This window comes from Syntrophotalea acetylenivorans (genome assembly GCF_001887775.1).
GTDB lineage: Bacteria > Desulfobacterota > Desulfuromonadia > Desulfuromonadales > Syntrophotaleaceae > Syntrophotalea_A > Syntrophotalea_A acetylenivorans.
In genome coordinates this window covers 2,313,797-2,333,969 of sequence record NZ_CP015519.1, presented here as the reverse complement: position 1 = coordinate 2,333,969, position 20,173 = coordinate 2,313,797, and the positions used below count along the sequence as shown (strand labels likewise).

The following is a 20,173-nucleotide window of genomic DNA, read 5'->3' as shown; positions in this document are numbered from 1 at the left end:
GATTTTAGTCAGAAAAGCAACCGTCGAGTTGCCTGTTCGCAGGGCGATAGCCTCTTAGTCCTCGGCGACCCGTTGTAGTAATACGACCGCGTGGGCCGAAATACCTTCGCCGCGCCCCTCGAAACCGAGCTCCTCGGTAGTCGTGGCCTTTACGTTGATGCGACTGGCCGAGACTGCGCAAGCCACGGCGATCTTATCCACCATCTCACCGATATAAGGGGCCAGCTTAGGCCGCTGAGCAATAATTGTGCTGTCGAGGTTGCCGATCGTATAACCCTGCCCGGCGGCCAGATCCACCACATGCCGCAGCAGTTTAAGACTGGAGATTCCCTTATAGGCCGCGTCGGTATCGGGAAAATGCTTACCGATATCACCTTGACCCAAGGCTCCGAGAATCGCATCGCAGATAGCGTGCAGCAACACGTCGGCATCGGAATGGCCGAGCAGACCCAGGCTGTAGGGCACCTCGACACCACCGAGAATCAACTGCCGCTCGGCGACCAATTGGTGAACATCGTAGCCGTGACCGATGCGCATCATGGGCAAACCTCCTCCGGACTGTCGAGAAAAGCCCTGGCCAACAGCAGGTCCTCGGGCGTGGTAAGTTTGATGTTGCGATAGCTGCCGGCAATCACCATCACCGGCTGGCCAAGGCGTTCCACCAGCGAAGCGTCGTCGGTACCGCGAAAGCCGTCTTGCTGCGCCCGCTCATGGGCCTCCAGGATCTGGCTATAACGAAAGGCCTGAGGCGTCTGGGCCTGCCACAGACCGCTGCGATCGGGAGTCCCCTCGATGCAGCCATCCACCACCTGTTTGATGGTGTCCTTGACCGGTACCCCCACCAGGCAGGCACCCTGCCCGCGAACGGTTTCGATGACCTTATCGATGAGTGCTGGCTGCAACAACGGCCGCACCCCGTCGTGAATCAACACGATGTCGTCGGGACCGGCGGCGCAAGCCAGCAAACCGTTGCGCACCGAATCCTGGCGCTCGGCACCGCCCGGCACCAAGTCCTGCACCTTGTGGAAATTTCCGGGCTCCAGCACTTCACGGCGACATTGCTCGAACTCCGCGACCGGGGTAATGACGTAAATCTTGTCGATAAGGGGATGCTGGTCGAACAGGGCGATGGTGTGGCCGACGATCGGCCGGTCGTTGAGAGGCAGATACTGCTTATTGACGGTAGCGCCCATGCGGCGCCCCATGCCGGCAGCAGGTATGAGAACGATGACACTCATGAGAATAACATTCAGGCTCTGGCAGAACAGGGTTCAACCTGGCCCTGGTTTGACGCTACCGGTGGAAAGGCACTACAGACATTCAAAGCCGGGTCTCTACCCGGCTTCAAAAAAGAACATTAGTGAAAGAAACTCTCGACCCGTTCGACGACTTGCTCTTCCTCGGTGCCGGCAGCCAAAGCCACTTCTTTAACCAGTAACTTGCGGGCCAGCTCCAGAACCTTTTTTTCGCCGTAGGAAAGTTCTTTGGATTCTTTGATCTGATAGAGGTCGCGCAACACTTCGGCCACCTCGAACAGGTCGCCGGACTTGATCTTTTCGTTGTAGCCGCGCTGACGGCGACTCCAGGAAGCGATGGCCTGACCTATCTCCGCCTTGTCGTTGAGCACATCGTAGATACTCGCCACCCGCTCCTTATCGATCAGCGTGCGCATACCCACCGAGCCGGTATTGTTCACCGGAATCATGATGGTCATATCGCTGTCGAGAATTCTCAGCACGTAGAAATCATGTTTTTCGCCAACAAACTCCTTGGATTCAATCTTTTCAATCACCCCGACTCCCTGAGTGGGATAGACAGCTAAATCTCCAACTTTAAACATGAGTTTCTCCTTTTAGAATCCTGAAAGAATATCACAAAATACCCCGACCCGTCAAGGAAACGGCCTTTTTTGCGGGTCAACACGGCAAGGATAGCGCTCGCCTGTCGACTGTGTTACAGATAAGGTGTCCACTCAATCCGCAGGGGCTGCCCCCCCTCATCAAATGGAGACACTCCATGAAAATAGCCATCGTCGGCGCCGGAGCTCTGGGGCTCTACTACGGTGCCATGCTGCAAAGGGCCGGAAATGATGTTCGCTTTCTGCTGCGCCGGGATTATCAGGCCATTCGTAAAGATGGCCTGAGCGTCACCTCCCCCAACGGGGACTTTCACCTGCAGGCCGTGCAGTGCGCGCTCGATCCCGCTGAACTCGGCCCCGTCGATCTGGTCCTGGTCGGCCTTAAGACCTTTGCCAACCACCGGCTGATTGAACTGGTCGCTCCGCTGATGCAAGACGATACCTGCGTGCTCACCCTGCAGAACGGCCTCGGCAACGAGGAGCTGCTGGCAAAAACCTTCGGTGCCGAACGGGTGCTGGGTGGCATTGCCTTTCTCTGCTCCAACCGCGGCGAACCGGGCACCGTGCACCACATGGGTCAGGGACGCATCCGCCTTGGTGAACTTTCCGGAGGCTTTTCCGAGCGAGCCACAGCCCTGGCAAGGATGTTCAATCAGGCCCAGGTGCCTTGCGAGGCCGTAGACGATTTGCGCCGGGCCCGCTGGGAAAAGCTGGTCTGGAACATCCCCTTCAACGGCCTCAGTGCCCTCACCGGAAAGAACGTCACCGAACTGCTGAGGCATGAACCGAGCCGCAGAGAAATCATCGCCATCATGGGCGAGGTGATCGCCGCCGGTAACGCCCAGGACCTGAACACGCCGATTGAGGCCGAAATCTTCATCGAGAAAATGATTAGCGCCACGGAAACCATGGACGGCTACCGGCCGAGCATGATGATCGATCGCCTCGAAGGCCACCCCCTCGAATTGGAGGCCATCTACGGCGTCCCCCTGACCAGGGCCACAGCCTGCGGAGTAGAGATGGTGCGCGTCAGAATGCTGCATGCGCTGCTGGAATTAGGCGAAAGAAACTGATTCAGCGGAAATAGATCGACAACGGTGTAAGTTCTGTTGCTTTTTGACCCTACATCCCCTGTGACCAAGCTGGAGCGGAGTGGACGTTTTGCGATCAAGGCGAAAAATGGTCCGAGGGCAGCGGGTTTTTCCGCCCGCAAAATGTCTGCGCGGTGCAGGGTAGTGGTCAACACGTTTGTTGCCGTCTGGACAAAAGGGAAGACTTCTGGCGGGACGCGACCTGCCGATTTTAATGCTAAACATAAACGATCGTATCTCCAACCAAACCATCCTGTACCATCAACGATGATCCTTGGAGTCCCGACTCTCCCGCCAGCGCTTCTCAGTAAAAGTCTGATAAACAATCTCCCCCCGACACTGGCCACAAACCACGTTGCGACGGCGCCGCTCGGCAGTCACCCGCCAGCAACCATTGCGGCAGGCAACAATATAGCGAGGTGGACAGAAACGTGTATCGTGACAGCGTTCCCCGGAGGAGCCAATAGCTTGAGCCTTGGCCTTCCAGACGGCGTCGTGATTGTGCTTTTTGCCGACCAGGGCATGGGCGATTTCATGCAGCAGAGTGTCGTGAATCTCTTCCTCGGAAACTTGGCGAACGAACTGCAGGGCGAGGGAGATGCGCTTACGGCGATAGTCGCAACAGCCGGCTCGGCGGACAGCATGATCGAAATCGAAGGACCAGCCTGCCAGACCATGTTTATCCAATAAATCAACGGCCAGCTGGCGAACAGTCGACAAACGTTCTCCGACGTCATTCCGGGATTGTGGACACTTAGCCGCGATCCGCGCATAGGGAACGGCGTATTCCTCGTTATTCTCGCACAGGACATGAGCCCGGCGTGGATTGAGCCGTACAATGCGGCCGCTAAGCTGCTGCCCGCGGCAATGAAAGGTGATCTCTTCATTGACCTGCAGGGTGGCTGCGGAAGGCACTGGCGCGGTCGCTGCTTCAGCGGCGATGGCAACAGGCTCCGCGCAAGGCGATTGCAACTGATCGATAGGGATTCGATAGCTGCATTGGTCATTGCCGAGAACAAAGGCCGCCTGGCCGGTGAGGCGAGCAATCACACCGGACAATTCCCGTTCCCGATACTGAAAGCTAACTGTTGCGCCGATGCTGCGGGGATTACTTTTCTGCTTGGACATGGAATCATTATGCATGAGATTTCCACAAGAGTGGAAGGTTTATTGGTTTTAGGAGGGTGCCTGATTTCGAAATGAATCTACTGCGAAAAAGGGCCCGCACTGTGCTGCACTCACTCCTGCAACGTGCCAGGGAGATCGGCTTTGCTATCGATGAGCTGATCTGTCCTGCCCAAGACCGCAGACCATAGATGGAATCGAAAGAATAACTCTCACAGAACTTGAATGGATTGCAAAAAAAGGGACCTGCTGTGATCAGCCGATCCTCTCCAATGTTTTACTTAGCAATGCACTGCACGATTCTAACTGGGTCGCCCTTCCTGCTGAAGTGTTAAGGGTTTACGTGAGGCCAGAAGGAATTCCGCCTCAACGCGCCGAATGGCCTCCTCTTCGCAAATGGGACAGAGGCGAGGTGGATACTCCTGGACATAGAAGGTGCGATTACAAGCTGTGCATCGTTCGTACATATCTGACTCTCCTTTGTTGAGGGCTGACTTATTCAGCCATGGGCTCGTGAAGCTTTTCGAAAACTTCCGGACGACTGGGGACCTTGAATCCCTGGTCATCGGTGCAGAGATAGTCGCCGGGATAAACGACGAAGATATGCTGACAAAAGGTTTCGGTCGGCGGAATGACGATACGCTCGGAAACCTGAAAGGCTTCGATCACCGTCGGCTTGGTTTTAAAACGGGCCATAACAACTCCTTAACGTTTGACTGAAGTAAAGCCCGCCCATATTTGCAGGATGTTTGATTCAGAATAAAAGGCTGTTAAGGGGGGAGAATGTTAAACTAAAAGGCAGGTTCTGTTTCCAGGGAGGAGAGCTCATGAATAGACTAATCAGGCAAAACATCGGGCCAACCATGGTTGTTCTGACAGCTTTACTGCTTTGGGCATGCACTCCGGTTGCGCCCAAGGCGCTCTTTCTGGATAGGGCGGCCTGGCCCGGGGCCTTGGAACGAATCGCCCTGGTGACGGTGAGCTATGATCGGCGCTATCGACCACCCCCGGGACTCGATCTAACGGGGGAACTGAGGCGGGTGTTGAAACAGGAACTGGCAGCCAAGGGCTACCAGCTGCTTCTTGTGGACCGGGGGGAAGAGATCTACCGCGGCGAGGCGCGCGCCGTTGACCTGGCCGCGCTGGCGCCACAGGAAGCCGATGCGGTGCTGGCTCTGCATATCGACTTCCTGTTTCTGTCCGCGACCCTCTCTGAACGCAATCCGCCGCCGGAAGGGGAGATCGCCGGCGAGGCGCGGCTGATAGACAAACAAAGCGGTAAGGAATTGTGGCGGGACCGGGGTATCGGTCAGTCAGGGGGAGAATCGGCGTTTCCGGTGATCTCTCACATTGCGTTACGCCAGGAGGCGCTGGCCAACCTGGCTAGAGAACTCTTCGCCTCCCTGCCCGACAGAGTCTCAGGCCAGTAGTCTCAGACTACTCTATACCGGCATCGTAGTTAAAAGGCGAAGTACCGGCCACCCCTTGGCCCCGGTTGAGAGCTTCAAGTACTTTTTTCCCTTGCGCTGAGAAGGGACCGATATGGGACAGGTCGATGATGAACCGGTGGCAACCGAGCTGCTGTAAGTCGTGCAAGCGATCGAGCAGGGAAAAGTCGGTCTCCGAACAGAGGACCGTCAGCCCGGCCCGTTTTTCGATGCGATAGCCATCGCCCCGATCGGACTGCAGCCGACTGCCCGGTCGCAGACCGCCAATACGAATACGGGAGGTGATCAGTGGTACCGAACCGTACACGGTAATGGCCGCATGGCCATCGCCCTGGCGGGCCAGCAGATCAGCCAGATTGTTCCGCTCATCCTCCAGATAAAGAACCGTTTCCCGTGCGCCCAATTCCCTCCAGGCTTGAACCGCCTGGCTGTTAAGGCTGAACAAGCGAAAACCGGTACTCAATTGCAGCGAAGAAGCGTCGTCGAACAGATCGAAATGGCTGAGATTATTGAGGCGAAAAGACTTAAAGCCCCTCTCGACAAGAAGCGTCACGGCGGCACGATAGTCGGCCCAGTCCTGATCCAGGATGACAAAGGGCACATCCCATATCACTTGGGATTCACGACCCGTCAACCGCCGTCCAAGTCCCTGAATGGCAGCGGCCGAAAGGGGTATCTGGACGCAATCCACCCCAGCATCGTTAAGAATATGGGCATCTCGCGGCTGCCCCACCGCCACGGTGATCTGCCGCGACACCGCTCGCTGAGAGACCTGTGGAGAAAGCAGCGCGGCTTGGGCCTGTTGTAAATGACTATAGCGGGCGGCCTTTCGCTCGCGAGCCACCAGGTCGGCCAGCTGTCGATAAAAATCACGGCGCAACTCTTTGAGCCGACTCGGTGGGATAACCACCGGCGGTAGTTCGCCGGCCCGGAAGCTGTGCAAGACAAAGGGAGCTTCACCGCTGCGTTCAAAAACCCCCTGCAGGGTCTCCTTGCTGATTGGACTGCTGCTGGCCGCATGAACGGCCACCGGATAACTGCACTCCAGACTCCAGGGACCGCACTGAGCCGCCACCGTGAGGATTTCATCGGCCAGTCCGACCTCCATGCTCACCGGCAACGGGGCTTGTCCGGCTTGCTGCAGCTTGCGCCGGCAGGCCGCCTCGCTGAGGGTAAAGGCCTTGCCGGATGAGACCTTGAAGACCGTATCGCCCACCTTAAAGGTATCGCGGAACGGACTGTTGACGGTCACCTGGGCGCCGGCGGTCACTTGCTTGACCGCCTTACGGGCCAGAAATAGTTCACGTACAGTAAAGGCGGTGCCGGCTCGGTCGCTTTTGGGCTGAATTCGCAGGCGGTCCCCGACATGCAGCCGGTCGCGACTCTTAAAAGTCAGCTGAGTTCCCCGAACCGCCTGTACCTCACCGAGAAAGCGACCGGTAGCACCCTTGAGGGTCGGTATGGCGATATCGGTGGGATTGGGACCGGTGAGAAAACCCTTGGTCGGCAAACGGCCGAAGGAAGCCTTGAGCAATTCCTTGGATTGCTTGAGTGCGGCGGTACGTTGCTTTTGCGGAGCGTCGAGTACCTGTCTGTAGGCCGACACCACGTTGGCCACATATTCGGCACTCTTCATTCGTCCTTCGATCTTAAAACTGCCGATGCCCGCAGCGGCTAATTCCGGCAGCAGATCGATGGCCGACAGGTCGTTGGGTGAAAAGTAATAGCCGTCTTTTCCCCGACTGTGATAGATACGCCGGCAAGGCTGGGCGCAGCGGCCGCGATTACCGCTTCGGCCACCGAGCCAGGAAGAGAAGTAACACTGACCGGAGAAACAAAAGCACAGGGCACCATGAACAAAGTGCTCCAGCTCCATAGAGGTGTTGCGACGGATGACTGCGATTTCCTCCAAAGTCAGCTCACGGGCCAGCACGGCGCGGGAGAAACCCATCCGTTCCAACATGCGTACCCCGGCGCTATTGTGAATGGTCATCTGGGTCGAAGCGTGCAGTCGCAAACCGGGAAAGTGTTTGCGAATCAATCGCCATACGGCCAGATCCTGCAAAATCACCCCATCCACCGCCAAAGCTTCCAGAGCCGCCAGGGTCTCGGCCAAACGGGGCAGCTCGGCTTCCTTGACCAGGGTGTTGACGGTCACGTAGATCTGCCGGTCGCGCTGCCGGGCGTAAGACAGCATGCCCTCAAGTTCGGTGAGGCTGATGTTGCGCGCCTTGGCCCGAGCGGAAAATTCCTTGAGGCCGCAATAAACGGCATCGGCGCCGTTTTCCATGGCGGCGAAGAAGGCTTCCAGGCTACCGGCGGGGGCAAGTAATTGCGGTTTTGGGTTGGGCTTGATCATGCTGATTGCTCTTTCTATCCTCTGTGACGCCGCCGAAGCGGAAAGACTGTAACCTGAGATCTCTGGTTAGATAAATTGACCGAAAAGAGAAAGAGACCGGGCTTCCCACCCGGTCTCTATCATGCAACGTCCTGTAACTCTATCACGCTCCGGCCTTGCGGAGCAACCGCTACAACGCGACTACAGCAGACCCCGGTCGGCAAAGCTGACATAACCCTCAGCCCCGATGATAATATGATCGAGGACCCTCACCCCCATCAGGTCGCCGGCTTCCTTGAGGCGGGTTGTAATCTCCCGATCCTCGCGACTCGGGGTTGGATCGCCGGAGGGATGATTATGCACCAACAGCAAGGCAGCAGCCGATTCCCGTACCACTGCAGAAAAGACTTCCCGGGGATGGACAATACTCGCCGTCAGGCTGCCTTGGGAGATCTGAACCTCCCGCAACAACCGGTTTTTACTATCGAGTAGCAATACGATGAACAGTTCCCGCTTGCGATCGGCCAGGCGACCACAAAAGTGTTGATAGACCTCCTGCGGATGGCTGTAGCGACTGCCGGCACGCAACGGCTGCTCCTGAAAGCGGCGAGCTATTTCGAACACAGCCTGCAGTTCCGCCGCTTTAGCAGGTCCGATCCCTTTGACTGTTTGCAGTTCGGCCAATGAAGCACTTGCCAGCTGCTGCAAGGAACCGAACCGCTCGAGAAGCATTCGAGCATGGTCCAGAGCACTCATTTTTGATGTTGCATCGCCGGTGCGCAGTACCAGGGCCAGCAACTCCGCTGCACTGAGAATCTGAGCGCCCCGTTGCAGCAATTTTTCCCGTGGCCTCTCATCCTCCGGCCAATCTTTGATGCGATACATACCACCTCCCAGAAAAAGATTAGCCAAACCTAACACGGGCTATAGAAAATACCAATTTAAAATATTTCACGCCGATATATAATTATAGGCAAAGGACCGAGTCCATTGAAAAGCTTTTTAGCGTAATCGACAAAGAGGAATAAAACGGATGTTTTCACGACCTAAAATTGGATTGGCCCTGGGAGGCGGTGCCGCTCGCGGCCTGTCCCATATCGGTGTGCTGGAGGCCTTTGAGGAATGTGGTCTGCCCATCGATGTGATCGCCGGCACCAGCATGGGCGCCATAGTTGGTGCCATGTACGCTACCGAGCCCAACGCTGCTGCGGTGAAAGGTCGGTTCACCAACTACCTGCAAAGCGAAGCATTCAAGGATTCGCGCTTTGACTACCTGATTGGAAACAATCATGAAAAGGAGGGGTTTTTCGATTGGTTATCGCAATTTGCCAGAAAGAGTGTGTTCTACACCCTGATTATGACTCGCAACTCCTTCATTCATAAGGAAACGACCCGCCAGAACTTCGCCCTGCTCATCGACGATATCGATCTGGTTGAAACCCGCCTTCCCTTCTGTACCACCGCCCTCGACCTGGTACGGGGCGAAGAGTTTATTTTTAGAGAGGGTAGCCTGAGGCAGGCTGTAACCGCCAGCTGCGCCATTCCCGGACTGTTGCCGCCCGTTGAATTAGGCGACCGGTTTCTGATCGACGGTGGCTGGATCAACGCTGTACCTGTGGCGGCAGCGCGATATTTGGGCGCTGAGGTAGTCATTGGCGTGGATGTCTACAGCGACCTCGACCCATTTGTCCAGCCGGACACTGCTCTGGACGTGGCTGCCCGGGCCGAAGCGGTAACCCGCTGGACTCTGACAAACAAACTCTGCCACGAGGCCGACTGCCTGCTCACTCCGGAAGCGGGCAGCAATCATTGGGCCGACTTCTCCCAATTTGACGAGGCGGTGGCTAGCGGTCGCAACGAAGTCTACGAACATCTGCCCACTCTGCGGAAATTGATTCGACGAAAACTGCGCCTCAGGCGCGCCGCTGCTCCTCATGGCGGCGCTCGCAAGCGACCAGCTTGACCAGGGCGGTGAGCTGTTCGGCGAGCAAGTCAAGCACATCGTCCACCGCGAGAATACCCACCAGGCTTCCGTTTTCAGCCACCACCGGCAAACGGCGAATACCTCGATCGCGCATGTGCTCCACGGTTGCGAATAGACTATCGCTTTCCCGGGCAATAATCAGCTCAAAACTCATGACATCACCAACGGAGACAGCATTCAGTGGAACTCCCTCGGCAATCAGCGCAATAACCATATCGCGATCAGTAAGGATGCCGACGGGGATGGGGTTTCCATCCTGTTCCTCAACCACAACCACATTGCCGACATGCTGGCTGCGCATCAATTTGGCTGCCTCCAGCAGGGTAGCTTCTCTGCCGATAACCACCACTTCTCGATTACAGACCTCTCCTACGCGCATAAGCTGCTCCTTTTGGCAACAGATTCCGTTAACATGGAAACAGAAACTCTCTTTACATGCTTATCACCTCTAGTGCGGTCGTCAACCAACTTTGCAAGAGGCATCTCGCGGGTTGACTCCCGCGCTCTCAGGGCTTAGTGTTGCTGGATGACTGCAAATCCTTGCTCAGAGTATTTAAGTAACGCCACCATCGACCGCCTACTGCCGACCTGCCAATGTTGTCTTACGAGTTTTTAGAAAAGTTTTTTTCCGACAGCACCGGCCTCATCGCAGTAACCGACCGTCATCAGCGCGTCCCTTACTACAACATGCCTCTTCTTGACGAAGGGGCCACTCCGTTGAGATCTAAAGACTCGCCTCGTTGTTTCGAGCTCTTCTATCCCGACCAGGATCGTTGCTGCGACAACTGTCATGTCAAGGAGGTCTTCGTCAGAGGTCAGACTCTGAATCGCCACAAGAACCATCCACATTTAGGAAACCTGCAAGCCCGCTGTTTGCCCATACACGATGATCGAGGCAATGTGAGTCCGGTTATCGAGCAGATTTGTCCCGCCGACACTCAGCAGCACATTAATCAGCGCAAGGCCCACTTGCGGACCATGGCCGAGAAGACCGAGCAGAAAATACGACGGGAAAGAGATCTGGCAAGGCATTAAGTTTCATCGGTATTGGCCCTTGCCCGCAGCCTAGATCTCCAAGTCGTTGCCGAGGGCATCGAATCGGGGCAGCAATTGACTTTTTACAGCAAAAAGGCAGCGAAATAGGGCAAGGATACTTTTTCAGCCGACCTGTTTGCGCGGATAAAATCGAAGAACTGATGACCAGGGATTTTCTCTGATCACGGCATAAGGAGAGTTTCATGCAATATCGCCGGCTCGGCCATTTCGACCACAGCGTCTCGATTCTCGGTATGGGCTGTATGCGCCTACCGGTCATTGATGGCAACGAAAGCCGTATCGACGAAGCCCGAGCCAGTGAGCTGCTGTACCGAGCCATCGATCGTGGCATCAACTATTTCGATACCGCCTACCCCTATCATCAGGGCCACAGCGAAACCTTCCTGGGTCGAGCTCTGGAGCGTAACGGCCTACGCAACCGTGTGCAGCTGGCCAGCAAGTTGCCGTCCTGGGCCATCGAAAGCCCCAAGGACTTTGACCGCTATCTTAACGAGCAATTGCAGCGGCTGCGTACCGACCATATCGACTGCTATCTACTGCACGCCCTCAAGTCCGACTGGTGGACTAAACTTTACGACCTGGGAGTCCTTGATTTTCTCGACCGGGCCATTGCCGACGGCCGTATCGGCTGTGCCGGATTCTCTTTTCACGACGAGCTGCCGCTGTTCAAAACCATCGTCGATGCGTACGACTGGAGCTTCTGCCAGATTCAGTACAACTATATGGACGAGGAGATTCAGGCCGGTCGGGTCGGTCTGGAATATGCGGCGGCGAAGGGCCTGGGGGTGATCGTCATGGAGCCGCTGCGGGGCGGACACCTGGCCCGTCCGGCACCGCCTGAAATCCAGCGATTGTGGGACCGGGCCGCGGTTCAGCGCAGTCCGGCCGAATGGGCGCTGCGTTGGGTGTGGGATCGCCCGGAGGTCACCTGCCTGCTGAGCGGCATGAACGACTTGTCACAACTGGAGGAAAACTGTCACCTGGCCGGCACGGTACAACCGGATTCCTTGAGTAACGAAGAGAAAGCCCTGACCAATGAGGTACGGGATCAATTGCGACACCGTATCAAAGTACCCTGCACCGCCTGCGGTTATTGCCTGCCCTGCCCGGCAGGGGTCAACATTCCCCGCATTTTCTCCATTTACAACGACTGCTTTATCTATGGTGACCAGCGTTTCCCGCACCGTATCTACACCATCACCATGAACGCCTCTGATCTGGCCAGCAACTGCACCCGCTGCGGTCAGTGCGAAGCGGCCTGCCCACAGCATATACAGATTATGGACATGCTGGAGGAAGCTCATCGGGTGTTGAGCGAAAAGCCGGAGGATTGATCTTTACGGGAATCCGTAAGACGTGATCAGTGATCGGTGATGAGTAATCGGTAAAACCTGATCCACCCTCCCCCTGTGACGCAGCCGGAGCGAAGTGGACGCTTTTGCGAAACAGGCGGGGAAACTGTCTGAGCGAAGCGAGTTTTTCCCCGCCCGCAAAACGTCTGCGTAGCGTAGGGAACCCGTAGGGCAAGGAGCCGGGGCGCCTTTTTCTGCTTATTCTTTTTTGGCGCGTAAAAAGAGTAAGGCGTCGCGCGGGGGCGCAACCCCGCGTTCTTGAATCTTGTCCTGTAGCGTTTGCAAATAAAGACCCAAACCAAAGGTCGGCCGGTTCCGCCCGGCCAGGCGTCTTACTTTTCTTGACGACCAAGAAAAGTAAGCAAAAGAAGGTCGCCGGGTACGGTTCATAAACATAGGTAACACTTTAGTTCAGGTACATGGGTAACACTTTTTGTATCCTATAGGCACTTTCTACAAGGAGGTGCCCATGCCCTGGAAAGAGGTGAAACCTATGGACCAGAAGCTGCTGTTTATTGCCGACCACCTTCGAGCGATGGACACCTTCAAAGGCCTTTGTCACCGTTACGGTATTAGCCGAAAGACCGGCTACAAGTGGGTGGCTCGCTACAGGGAACTAGGTTTCGAGGGGTTGCAAGACCAACCTCGGAAGCCCCATCAACACCCCCTGAAGACACCCTTTACCGTACGCAAAGCGATCATTGGCCTCCGTTCAAGCCAGCGGGATCCGCCGGGGCCGAAAAAGATTCAAGTGCTACTGAGGCAGAACCACCCAGAATGGGACATCCCTTCCAAGACGACCATCTACAAGGTCCTGGCGGAGGAAGGATTGATTCGTCCTCAAAGACGGCGCAAACCGGTTCCTGTCGGTCAGCAGCCCTTTTCTCCAGTGCATCACCCGAACGATGTCTGGTCGGCGGACTTCAAAGGGCAATTCAAGACTAGAGATGGCACTTGGTGTTATCCACTCACCGTAATGGATCATCAATGCCGTTACCTTTTAGAATGCATAAATTTTCCAGGGCCGCGGCTAGAACCAACCAGAGACGCTTTTGAATCCCTTTTCCGGGAGTATGGGTTGCCATGGCGCATTCGTACCGATAATGGCGTACCCTTTGCCTCTAACTCGCCCGGTGGACTGTCCCAGCTATCCAAATGGTGGATTCGCCTGGGCATCGTGCCAGAACGAATTGAACCGGGAAAGCCTCAACAAAATGGGCGGCATGAACGGATGCACAGAACACTTAAGAACGCTACGGCCATTCCTCCGGCGCCAACAGCCCAGCTTCAACAGCAGGCGTTTGATGCATTTCGCCAGCAGTACAATAACGAACGCCCTCATGAAAGCCTTGGACAAACAACACCGGCATCGAAGTACAGTCCCTCAACACGCAGCATGCCTGAAAAGCTACCGGAGATAGAGTATCCTGGCTACTTTCGAATTGCCTTAGTTCATCACAGCGGCATCATTCATCATCAAGGGCATCGTGTTTACGTCGCCGGCCTTCTCAAGAGCGAAAAGGTCGGTGTCGAAGAAACCGCTGATGGCATCTGGGACGTTCATTTTGGACCATTGAGATTAGGCAGCTTCGATATGCGGGATATCAAGAAAGCCCACAACGACTACTTGAAGCTTAATGTGTAACCTATGTATGCGAACTTTTGTGTTACCTATGTCCTTGACTCGTACACCCCACCGTTTGCCCCTACGGGGTTCCCTCTCTCCGAGAGTTTTAATCCGGGAAAGACGAGATTCGCTACGCTCAGACGTCTTTCTATTCCGGATTAAAATCCCTCCGTTCGGCGGCACTCTCAGGGGATGAAATCAAAAAAGTGAAAAGCTTCAAACTGATTCTTAACAACTTTGACCTATCCCCCCCTGTGACGCTACCGGAGCGAAGTGGACGCTTTTGCGAAACAGGCGGGGAAACTGTCTGCGCGAAGCGAGTTTTTCCCCGCCCGCAAAACGTCTGCGTAGCGTAGGGTACCCGCAGGGCAAGGAGCCGGGACGCGTTTCTCTGCTTACTCTCTTTTCGCGTAAAAAGAGAGTAAGGCGTCGAGCGGGGACGCGACCCCGCGGTGTTATCTTCCGTTTCTGACCAGACAAAACAGGCCGTCTGCATACTAGCAGCCGGCCTGAAAAAATTTATCGTTTGTCTAGCATCAACACTTCAGTTGATCTGCACAATATTCCCATTCTGCACCTGCAGCAGAAACAACACCTTCTGCGCATCCCCCTGAGCATCAAAAGAGGTGGCACCGGCCACCCCGGGATAGTTCTGCACCCGGTTCAGGGCGTTTCGCAGATCATCTCGGGTCAGTTGTTCACCACGACTTAGATGTGCCAGCAATATGCCGGCTACATCGTATCCCTGTGCTTCGAGTATGGTCGGCTCCGAACCAAAACGCTCGAAGTAGCTGTTGACGAAAGCCTGAACAAAGGGGTAAGGGCTGTAGCGATAAAAGCCATCGGTAAAGACCGCCCCCTCCACGTAGCTACCTGCCAGACGTAATAACTCCGGATCATTCCAGCCGTTGATACCGAGCAGGGTGACGTCCCGAATCCCATAATAAGCCAGTTGCGGTGCGATGAGCCCGATGCGTTCGGCATAGTCAGGGATAAACAGCGCCTCGAAGGGCAACTCCGGAATCTCTGTTTCCAACTCAGGCGACGATTCTGGGGGGGGCGGCGGTTCGGGTGCATCGGGGTCTTCGCCCTTAAGCAGGAGAATCTGTCGCCGAAAGTCGGTAGCGTCGGCCGCATAGCTGCGATATGCAACGATAATTCCACCAAGCCGCTCAACCTCAGCCACAAAATGCTTGTTCATCTCCTTCCCAAGACGGCTGTCAGGGGCCATTACCGCAAAGGTGCGCAAGCCACGCTCTTCGATGGAGTAGCGCGCCAGGGCACGAGCTTGCATGACGCTCGTCAGGGAAGTACGAAACACATAGGGACCCACTTCAGCCAAGCCATTGCGCTGACTCAACGTCAGCAGCGGCAAGCGCTCTAGCTGGGCCCGTTGCGCCGCGGCTTCGGCAGCGTTGCCGGTGAGAGGACCGAGTATGGCTAGAGCCTGTTCCGCATTGGCCAGCTCCGAAACTGCCCGTGAGCTCTGCTCAGGATCTCCGGCGCTGTCTTTGAACAAAAACTTTATCGGGTATTCGGTATTCCCGAGCTGTTCCAGAGCCAGTTCCATACCACGCTGCACAGCCTTGCCGAAGGCGGCGTAACGCCCCGACAGGGGCAGAATCACCCCGAGCACCCGACTTTTGATCGGCGCACCGGTCAAACGATCCCGCAATCGCACCGCCTCATCCCGTCCGGGAAAGGCGGTGGGCTGTTGCAGAACGGCCTCCACGTGCCGGCGAGCCGTGACCGTATCGCCGGCCTGCCAGCTGCTTAGAGCTAACTGCAGGCCAGCGGCCTGACCAACAGGCGAACGGGAAAACATGAAGGCAGCTTCAGCAAGTTGTGCTGAACTAAGCTGTTCACGGACCACGTTTCCAGCCAGCTCGATCAAATGATCGGTTTGTTTTTGATCGATAGAAAGGGGTAGATAGGCATGGATGAAATAGAGGGCCTGCAACCAGTTCTGCTGGTCGAGATGACCTTTGGCAAGAGCCGCCAGGCGCTGGGCCTGCTGGTTCCGGGATAAACTCGTTTCATCCAGACTGCTGAGAAGGGCGATCCCCTCTTCACTCTGACCGAGCCTGGTCAAGGCCGAGCCTTCGAGTAAGCGATTTTCGCTGCCCCGCAGGGCAGGCGGAATAACCTGAAGGAAATGAAGCGTCTGCTCGTAGTCACCCCGTTGGTAATAGATACGAGACAGAATCAGAGCGGCTTCCGGTTCCTGGGTTGAGTCGGGCTGTCCAGCCATGAAGTCAAGTAAGAGGGCCAGAGCCTGATCCAACTCGCCGATGCGATAATAGTGCAAACCTTGCTGCAGAATATCGGCAGCGGGTGCCGGCGCCCCTTGGGCGGCCCCGGGTGCCATCGAGAACACTAGCAGGGTTAACAGCAATACCAAAATCGAAGCCGGGCTTTTACCCGGTATCAACGTTTTTTTCGCTACCCTGCGGCTGGATAATTTCACCTTCGCACTCCCGAGCATGGGTGGTGGCCGAATCAGCCGAACAGTTCCTTGACTTTGTCAAAGAAGGTCTTGCCCATAGGGTGGATATCCTCCCCTCCCTCAAGGGCAAATTCTTCGAGTAATTCTTTTTGCCGGCCGGTTAACTTGGTGGGGGTTTCGACCCGCAGCACCACCAACTGATCGCCCCGGGCATATCCCTGCAATGAAGGGAAGCCCTTACCCGGCAACTGAACCACTTTTCCCGACTGAGTGCCGGCTGGCACCTTGATGGTCATTTTCTCTTCCAGGGTCGGTACTTCCAGGTCGCAACCGAGGGCTGCCTGGGGGAAGGAAATGGGGATCTCGCAGATTATTTCCTGTCCCTCGCGGCGGAACAAAGGATGCTCCTGAACGTTTATCACCACATAGAGATCGCCGGGAGGTCCGCCCTGAAGGCCGGGTTCTCCTTCGCCTGTCAGTTTAAGACGACTACCGCTCTCGACCCCGGCGGGAATCTTCAGAGAAATATTCTTCTTGCCTTTGACTCGTCCCTGGCCGCCGCAATCGGGGCACGGCTGGTCGATGACCTGGCCGACGCCGTTACATTCGGGACAGGGGCGGGTCAAGGAAAAGTAGCCCTGCTGATAGCGTACCTGGCCGGCACCGCGACAGACCTCGCAGGTACGGGGACTGGTTCCCGGCTTGGCGCCCGAACCATCGCAGGGCTCGCAGGTCTGATAGCGGGGAATCTGCACCTTGGTTTCGAGACCGAAAGCCGCATCTTCGAATTTTATGCCCAGGTTATAGCGCAGGTCGTCGCCGCGCTGGCCACGACTTGTGCGGCCACCGGCTCGACCACCGAACAGATCGCCAAAGATGTCACCAAAAAGATCCTCAAAGGGGCTGCCGCCGAAACCGCCGCTGGAGAAACCGCCGCCGCCACCGAGACCGGCATGACCATATTGGTCATAGTTGGCCCGCTGCTGGCGGTCGGAAAGAACGGAATAAGCCTCGGAGAGTTCCTTGAAGGTCTCTTCAGCCTCTTTATCGCCGGGGTTTTTGTCGGGATGATACTTGATGGCCAGCTTACGATAGGCCTTCTTGATTTCGGTTTCACCGGCATTGCGGTGAACACCGAGCACTTCATAATAATCGCGCTTTTCCAAGTCTGTGCCCCTTGGGGAATAACCGCCGGGCAGACGCCCGACGCAGAATCAGTGAACAACAACAGGAGCCGGGTTTCCCCGGCTCCTGCCGTCATGAATACAACAATAGCGTTAACGAAGGATTAGTCTTTCTCTTCGTCCACTTCCTCGAACTCGGCGTCGACGACCCCTTCATCAGCAGCTTCGGCCTCTTCAGACGGACCTTCGGCACCGCCAGCACCGGCCTCTTCCTGCTTATACATGGCTTCGGCCAGCTTGTGAGAAGCCGTCGCCAGCGCTTCGGTCTTCTGTTTGATGTCGGCGGAATCATCGCCTTCCATGGCTTTTTTCAAATCTTCGAGAGCCTGCTCGATATTCTTGCGGGTCTCCTCATCGATCTTATCAGCATGTTCCTTGAGGGATTTTTCAGTGGTATAGACCATGCCGTCAGCCTGATTGCGCACCTCGACGAGTTCTTTTTTATGTTTGTCCTCGTCGGCATGGGTCTCAGCGTCCTTGACCATCTTGTCGATTTCCTCGTCGCTGAGACCGGAAGAGGCAGTAATACGGATCGACTGCTCTTTGCCGGTGCCGAGATCCTTGGCGGAGACATGCAGGATGCCGTTGGCGTCGATGTCGAAAGTAACCTCGATCTGCGGCACACCGCGAGGCGCGGCCGGGATACCGACCAGCTCGAAACGGCCGATGGTCTTGTTGCCCTCGGCCATTTCCCGCTCGCCCTGCAGCACGTGCACCGACACCGCCGGCTGATTATCGGCCGCGGTGGAGAATATCTGGCTCTTCTTGCAGGGGATGGTGGTGTTCTTCTCGATGAGTTTGGTCATCACCCCACCGAGGGTTTCGATACCCAGGGACAGAGGGGAAACGTCCAGGAGCAGTACGTCTTTGACGTCACCCTTCAGAACGCCACCCTGAATCGCGGCGCCGATCGCAACCACTTCATCAGGATTAACGCCCTTGTTAGGTGCCTTGTTGAAGATTTCCTGCACCTTGCTCTGCACCGCCGGCATGCGGGTCATACCACCGACCAGCAGTACTTCGTCGATATCCGAGGCGGACAGTCCGGCATCCTTGAGCGCGGTGCGGCAGGGGCCGACCAGCTTGTCCAGCAGGCTGGCACAGATGCTTTCCAGCTTGGAGCGGGTCAGCTTGATGTTCATGTGCTTGGGGCCGGACTGATCAGCAGTGATAAAGGGCAGGTTGATATCGGTCTCCATGGAGCTGGAGAGCTCGCACTTGGCCTTTTCGCAGGCTTCCTTGAGGCGCTGCAGGGCCATCTTGTCACCCCGCAGGTCGATACCCTGGTCTTTTTTGAACTCGGCCGCCACATAGTCGATGATGTGCTGGTCGAAATCCTCGCCACCGAGGAAGGTATCGCCGTTGGTCGATTTGACTTCGAAAACACCATCACCCAATTCGAGGATAGAGATATCGAAGGTACCGCCACCGAGGTCAAAAACGGCGACCTTCTCTTCGCCCTTCTTGTCCATACCGTAGGCCAAAGAAGCGGCGGTCGGCTCGTTGATGATACGCAATACTTCGAGGCCGGCGATCTTGCCGGCGTCCTTGGTGGCTTGACGCTGGGAGTCGTTGAAGTAGGCCGGAACAGTAATAACCGCCTCGGTTACCGCCTCGCCCAGATAGTCCTCCGCGGTCTGCTTCATCTTCTGCAGGATCATGGCCGAAATTTCCGGCGGGCTGTATTTTTTGCCGCGGGCTTCGACCCAGGCATCGCCGTTGTCGGCGTTAATGATCTTAAAGGGGCTGATCTCGATATCCTTGCGTACCGCATCGCTGTCGAACTTGCGACCGACCAGACGCTTGATGGCGAACAGGGTATTTTCCGGGTTCGTTACTGCCTGGCGCTTCGCTTGCTGGCCAACCAGACGCTCACCGCTCTCGGAAAATGCTACCATGGACGGTGTGGTACGGGAACCTTCTGCATTGGCGATAACGATGGGCTCGCCACCTTCCATAACGGCAACACAGGAATTGGTGGTGCCGAGGTCTATACCGATTACTTTACCCATAACTTTATATCCTCCTTGGTGATGTTTTCTTTATATGGCTTAGCGTAAAATCAAAGGCCGGTTAATATTTAATCAATCCTTGGACGAGTCCGCCGGAGCTTTGGCAATCATTACCAGTGCCGGCCGCAACAGCCTGTCATTCAAGGTGTATCCCTTTTGCATTTCTTGCACTACGGTGTTCGGTGCATGTTCGGCGCTCTCCAACTGCCCCATCGCTTCGTGACAGTCGGGACTGAAGGTTTCGCCAATGGCTGCTACCGGGACGACGCCGAGGCGCTCGAGGGTCTTGCGGAACTGGTCGAGAGTCATCTGCACCCCTTCGAGAAGGCCGCCTTCCTGATCTTGCTCAGCATGGTCCACGGCCCGCTCCAGATTATCGAGGATCGGCAGCATATCGCGAAGCAGGTTCTCATTGGCAAAACGAGCCAAGTCCTCTTTTTCACGCTGCATGCGCTTGCGGTAATTCTCCAGCTCAGCCCGCTCCCGCAGATAGAGATCCCAATTCTTTTGAGCCTCGGCCTGACTTTCGGCCAGAACCTCTTCCGCAGAGGGCTCTGACTTTTCGGCTACAGACGCTTCCTCTTCTTGAGGCACCTGATTTACGGCCGCTGCTTTGTCCTGTTCTTGTTTCTTTTTCTGTGGCAAGGGCTTT

General features: G+C 56.1%; 19 protein-coding genes. 6 read left to right on the top strand and 13 right to left on the bottom strand.

Features of this window, described 5'->3' with window-relative positions; genetic code table 11:
* Positions 1 to 54 precede the first annotated feature (54 nt).
* From ispF to A7E78_RS10725, 3 genes are all read right to left on the bottom strand, one after another.
* Positions 55 to 537, bottom strand: coding sequence for a 2-C-methyl-D-erythritol 2,4-cyclodiphosphate synthase (ispF, locus tag A7E78_RS10735; protein WP_072285125.1), 483 nt, complete (start codon positions 535 to 537; stop codon positions 55 to 57).
* A complete protein-coding gene (gene ispD / locus A7E78_RS10730) occupies positions 537 to 1,238 on the bottom strand; it encodes a 2-C-methyl-D-erythritol 4-phosphate cytidylyltransferase (protein WP_072284252.1) in 702 nt (233 codons plus the stop codon). Before ispD ends, ispF begins: the two co-directional genes overlap by 1 nt.
* 119 nt (positions 1,239 to 1,357) lie before the next feature.
* Entirely contained in the window at positions 1,358 to 1,840 is a 483-nt protein-coding gene (locus A7E78_RS10725) for a CarD family transcriptional regulator (RefSeq protein WP_072284251.1), read from the bottom strand.
* Between the two features lie 176 nt (positions 1,841 to 2,016).
* Between A7E78_RS10725 and A7E78_RS10720 the strand changes: the two genes are divergently transcribed.
* The gene (locus A7E78_RS10720; RefSeq protein WP_072284250.1) at positions 2,017 to 2,931 is read left to right on the top strand and encodes a putative 2-dehydropantoate 2-reductase; all 915 of its coding nucleotides are present in this window, start codon (positions 2,017 to 2,019) and stop codon (positions 2,929 to 2,931) included.
* Between the two features lie 279 nt (positions 2,932 to 3,210).
* On the opposite strand, the gene A7E78_RS10715 is transcribed toward A7E78_RS10720, so the two are convergent.
* The 3 genes from A7E78_RS10715 to A7E78_RS10710 all read right to left on the bottom strand — a co-directional run bounded on the left by A7E78_RS10715 (position 3,211) and on the right by A7E78_RS10710 (position 4,770).
* Positions 3,211 to 4,092: a SprT-like domain-containing protein gene (locus tag A7E78_RS10715; protein ID WP_072284248.1), complete on the bottom strand. Its 882-nt coding sequence runs from the start codon at positions 4,090 to 4,092 to the stop codon at positions 3,211 to 3,213.
* A 284-nt stretch (positions 4,093 to 4,376) separates the two neighbouring features.
* On the bottom strand, positions 4,377 to 4,541 hold the full coding sequence (locus A7E78_RS15080; protein WP_158516105.1) for an FmdB family zinc ribbon protein: 165 nt from the start codon (positions 4,539 to 4,541) through the stop codon (positions 4,377 to 4,379).
* A 28-nt stretch (positions 4,542 to 4,569) separates the two neighbouring features.
* Positions 4,570 to 4,770 carry a hypothetical protein gene (locus tag A7E78_RS10710; protein ID WP_072284247.1) on the bottom strand — a complete coding sequence of 67 codons (201 nt, stop codon included), beginning with the start codon at positions 4,768 to 4,770 and terminating at the stop codon, positions 4,570 to 4,572.
* A 131-nt stretch (positions 4,771 to 4,901) separates the two neighbouring features.
* Here A7E78_RS10710 and A7E78_RS10705 point away from each other — a divergent pair, with 131 nt between their 5' ends.
* The gene (locus A7E78_RS10705; protein ID WP_072284246.1) at positions 4,902 to 5,504 is read left to right on the top strand and encodes a hypothetical protein; all 603 of its coding nucleotides are present in this window, start codon (positions 4,902 to 4,904) and stop codon (positions 5,502 to 5,504) included.
* Between the two features lie 7 nt (positions 5,505 to 5,511).
* Here A7E78_RS10705 and A7E78_RS10700 read toward each other — a convergent pair whose 3' ends face one another.
* The gene (locus A7E78_RS10700; protein ID WP_072284244.1) at positions 5,512 to 7,881 is read right to left on the bottom strand and encodes a peptidase U32 family protein; all 2,370 of its coding nucleotides are present in this window, start codon (positions 7,879 to 7,881) and stop codon (positions 5,512 to 5,514) included.
* Between the two features lie 180 nt (positions 7,882 to 8,061).
* On the bottom strand, positions 8,062 to 8,757 hold the full coding sequence (gene radC, locus A7E78_RS10695; RefSeq protein ID WP_072285124.1) for a RadC family protein: 696 nt from the start codon (positions 8,755 to 8,757) through the stop codon (positions 8,062 to 8,064).
* 136 nt (positions 8,758 to 8,893) lie between these two features.
* Here radC and A7E78_RS10690 point away from each other — a divergent pair, with 136 nt between their 5' ends.
* Positions 8,894 to 9,823, top strand: coding sequence for a patatin-like phospholipase family protein (locus tag A7E78_RS10690; protein ID WP_072284242.1), 930 nt, complete (start codon positions 8,894 to 8,896; stop codon positions 9,821 to 9,823).
* Here the strand turns inward: A7E78_RS10690 and A7E78_RS10685 are convergent.
* The gene (locus A7E78_RS10685; protein WP_072284241.1) at positions 9,774 to 10,223 is read right to left on the bottom strand and encodes a CBS domain-containing protein; all 450 of its coding nucleotides are present in this window, start codon (positions 10,221 to 10,223) and stop codon (positions 9,774 to 9,776) included. The genes A7E78_RS10690 and A7E78_RS10685 overlap by 50 nt on opposite strands.
* Positions 10,224 to 10,438: 215 nt before the next feature.
* On the opposite strand from A7E78_RS10685, the gene A7E78_RS10680 reads away from it, so the two are divergent.
* From A7E78_RS10680 to A7E78_RS10670, 3 genes are all read left to right on the top strand, one after another.
* Positions 10,439 to 10,879 (top strand): hypothetical protein, encoded by a 441-nt coding sequence (locus A7E78_RS10680; RefSeq protein WP_072284240.1) that lies wholly within the window; start codon positions 10,439 to 10,441, stop codon positions 10,877 to 10,879.
* A 203-nt stretch (positions 10,880 to 11,082) separates the two neighbouring features.
* Positions 11,083 to 12,234, top strand: coding sequence for an aldo/keto reductase (locus tag A7E78_RS10675; RefSeq protein WP_072284238.1), 1,152 nt, complete (start codon positions 11,083 to 11,085; stop codon positions 12,232 to 12,234).
* A gap of 487 nt (positions 12,235 to 12,721) precedes the next feature.
* Positions 12,722 to 13,897, top strand: coding sequence for an integrase core domain-containing protein (locus tag A7E78_RS10670; RefSeq protein ID WP_072284237.1), 1,176 nt, complete (start codon positions 12,722 to 12,724; stop codon positions 13,895 to 13,897).
* Positions 13,898 to 14,423: 526 nt separating this feature from the next.
* Here A7E78_RS10670 and A7E78_RS10665 read toward each other — a convergent pair.
* The 4 genes from A7E78_RS10665 to grpE all read right to left on the bottom strand — a co-directional run bounded on the left by A7E78_RS10665 (position 14,424) and on the right by grpE (position 20,166).
* Positions 14,424 to 16,346, bottom strand: coding sequence for a penicillin-binding protein activator (locus A7E78_RS10665; RefSeq protein ID WP_158516104.1), 1,923 nt, complete (start codon positions 16,344 to 16,346; stop codon positions 14,424 to 14,426).
* Positions 16,347 to 16,378: 32 nt separating this feature from the next.
* Complete coding sequence (dnaJ, locus tag A7E78_RS10660; protein ID WP_072284233.1) at positions 16,379 to 17,491, bottom strand: molecular chaperone DnaJ; 1,113 nt, start codon at positions 17,489 to 17,491, stop codon at positions 16,379 to 16,381.
* Positions 17,492 to 17,613: 122 nt separating this feature from the next.
* Positions 17,614 to 19,521 carry a molecular chaperone DnaK gene (dnaK, locus tag A7E78_RS10655; protein ID WP_072284231.1) on the bottom strand — a complete coding sequence of 636 codons (1,908 nt, stop codon included), beginning with the start codon at positions 19,519 to 19,521 and terminating at the stop codon, positions 17,614 to 17,616.
* A gap of 72 nt (positions 19,522 to 19,593) precedes the next feature.
* Entirely contained in the window at positions 19,594 to 20,166 is a 573-nt protein-coding gene (gene grpE / locus A7E78_RS10650; protein WP_072284230.1) for a nucleotide exchange factor GrpE, read from the bottom strand.
* Positions 20,167 to 20,173 lie beyond the last annotated feature (7 nt).

What these genes read in the sequence shown, in the direction of transcription:
- ispF (WP_072285125.1), bottom strand. Translation starts at nt 537, where the DNA reads ATGCGCATCGGTCACGGCTACGATGTTCACCAATTGGTCGCCGAGCGG.
- ispD (WP_072284252.1), bottom strand. Translation starts at nt 1,238, where the DNA reads ATGAGTGTCATCGTTCTCATACCTGCTGCCGGCATGGGGCGCCGCATG.
- A7E78_RS10725 (WP_072284251.1), bottom strand. Translation starts at nt 1,840, where the DNA reads ATGTTTAAAGTTGGAGATTTAGCTGTCTATCCCACTCAGGGAGTCGGG.
- A7E78_RS10720 (WP_072284250.1), top strand. Translation starts at nt 2,017, where the DNA reads ATGAAAATAGCCATCGTCGGCGCCGGAGCTCTGGGGCTCTACTACGGT.
- A7E78_RS10715 (WP_072284248.1), bottom strand. Translation starts at nt 4,092, where the DNA reads ATGCATAATGATTCCATGTCCAAGCAGAAAAGTAATCCCCGCAGCATC.
- A7E78_RS15080 (WP_158516105.1), bottom strand. Translation starts at nt 4,541, where the DNA reads ATGTACGAACGATGCACAGCTTGTAATCGCACCTTCTATGTCCAGGAG.
- A7E78_RS10710 (WP_072284247.1), bottom strand. Translation starts at nt 4,770, where the DNA reads ATGGCCCGTTTTAAAACCAAGCCGACGGTGATCGAAGCCTTTCAGGTT.
- A7E78_RS10705 (WP_072284246.1), top strand. Translation starts at nt 4,902, where the DNA reads ATGAATAGACTAATCAGGCAAAACATCGGGCCAACCATGGTTGTTCTG.
- A7E78_RS10700 (WP_072284244.1), bottom strand. Translation starts at nt 7,881, where the DNA reads ATGATCAAGCCCAACCCAAAACCGCAATTACTTGCCCCCGCCGGTAGC.
- A7E78_RS10690 (WP_072284242.1), top strand. Translation starts at nt 8,894, where the DNA reads ATGTTTTCACGACCTAAAATTGGATTGGCCCTGGGAGGCGGTGCCGCT.
- A7E78_RS10685 (WP_072284241.1), bottom strand. Translation starts at nt 10,223, where the DNA reads ATGCGCGTAGGAGAGGTCTGTAATCGAGAAGTGGTGGTTATCGGCAGA.
- A7E78_RS10680 (WP_072284240.1), top strand. Translation starts at nt 10,439, where the DNA reads ATGTTGTCTTACGAGTTTTTAGAAAAGTTTTTTTCCGACAGCACCGGC.
- A7E78_RS10675 (WP_072284238.1), top strand. Translation starts at nt 11,083, where the DNA reads ATGCAATATCGCCGGCTCGGCCATTTCGACCACAGCGTCTCGATTCTC.
- A7E78_RS10670 (WP_072284237.1), top strand. Translation starts at nt 12,722, where the DNA reads ATGCCCTGGAAAGAGGTGAAACCTATGGACCAGAAGCTGCTGTTTATT.
- dnaK (WP_072284231.1), bottom strand. Translation starts at nt 19,521, where the DNA reads ATGGGTAAAGTAATCGGTATAGACCTCGGCACCACCAATTCCTGTGTT.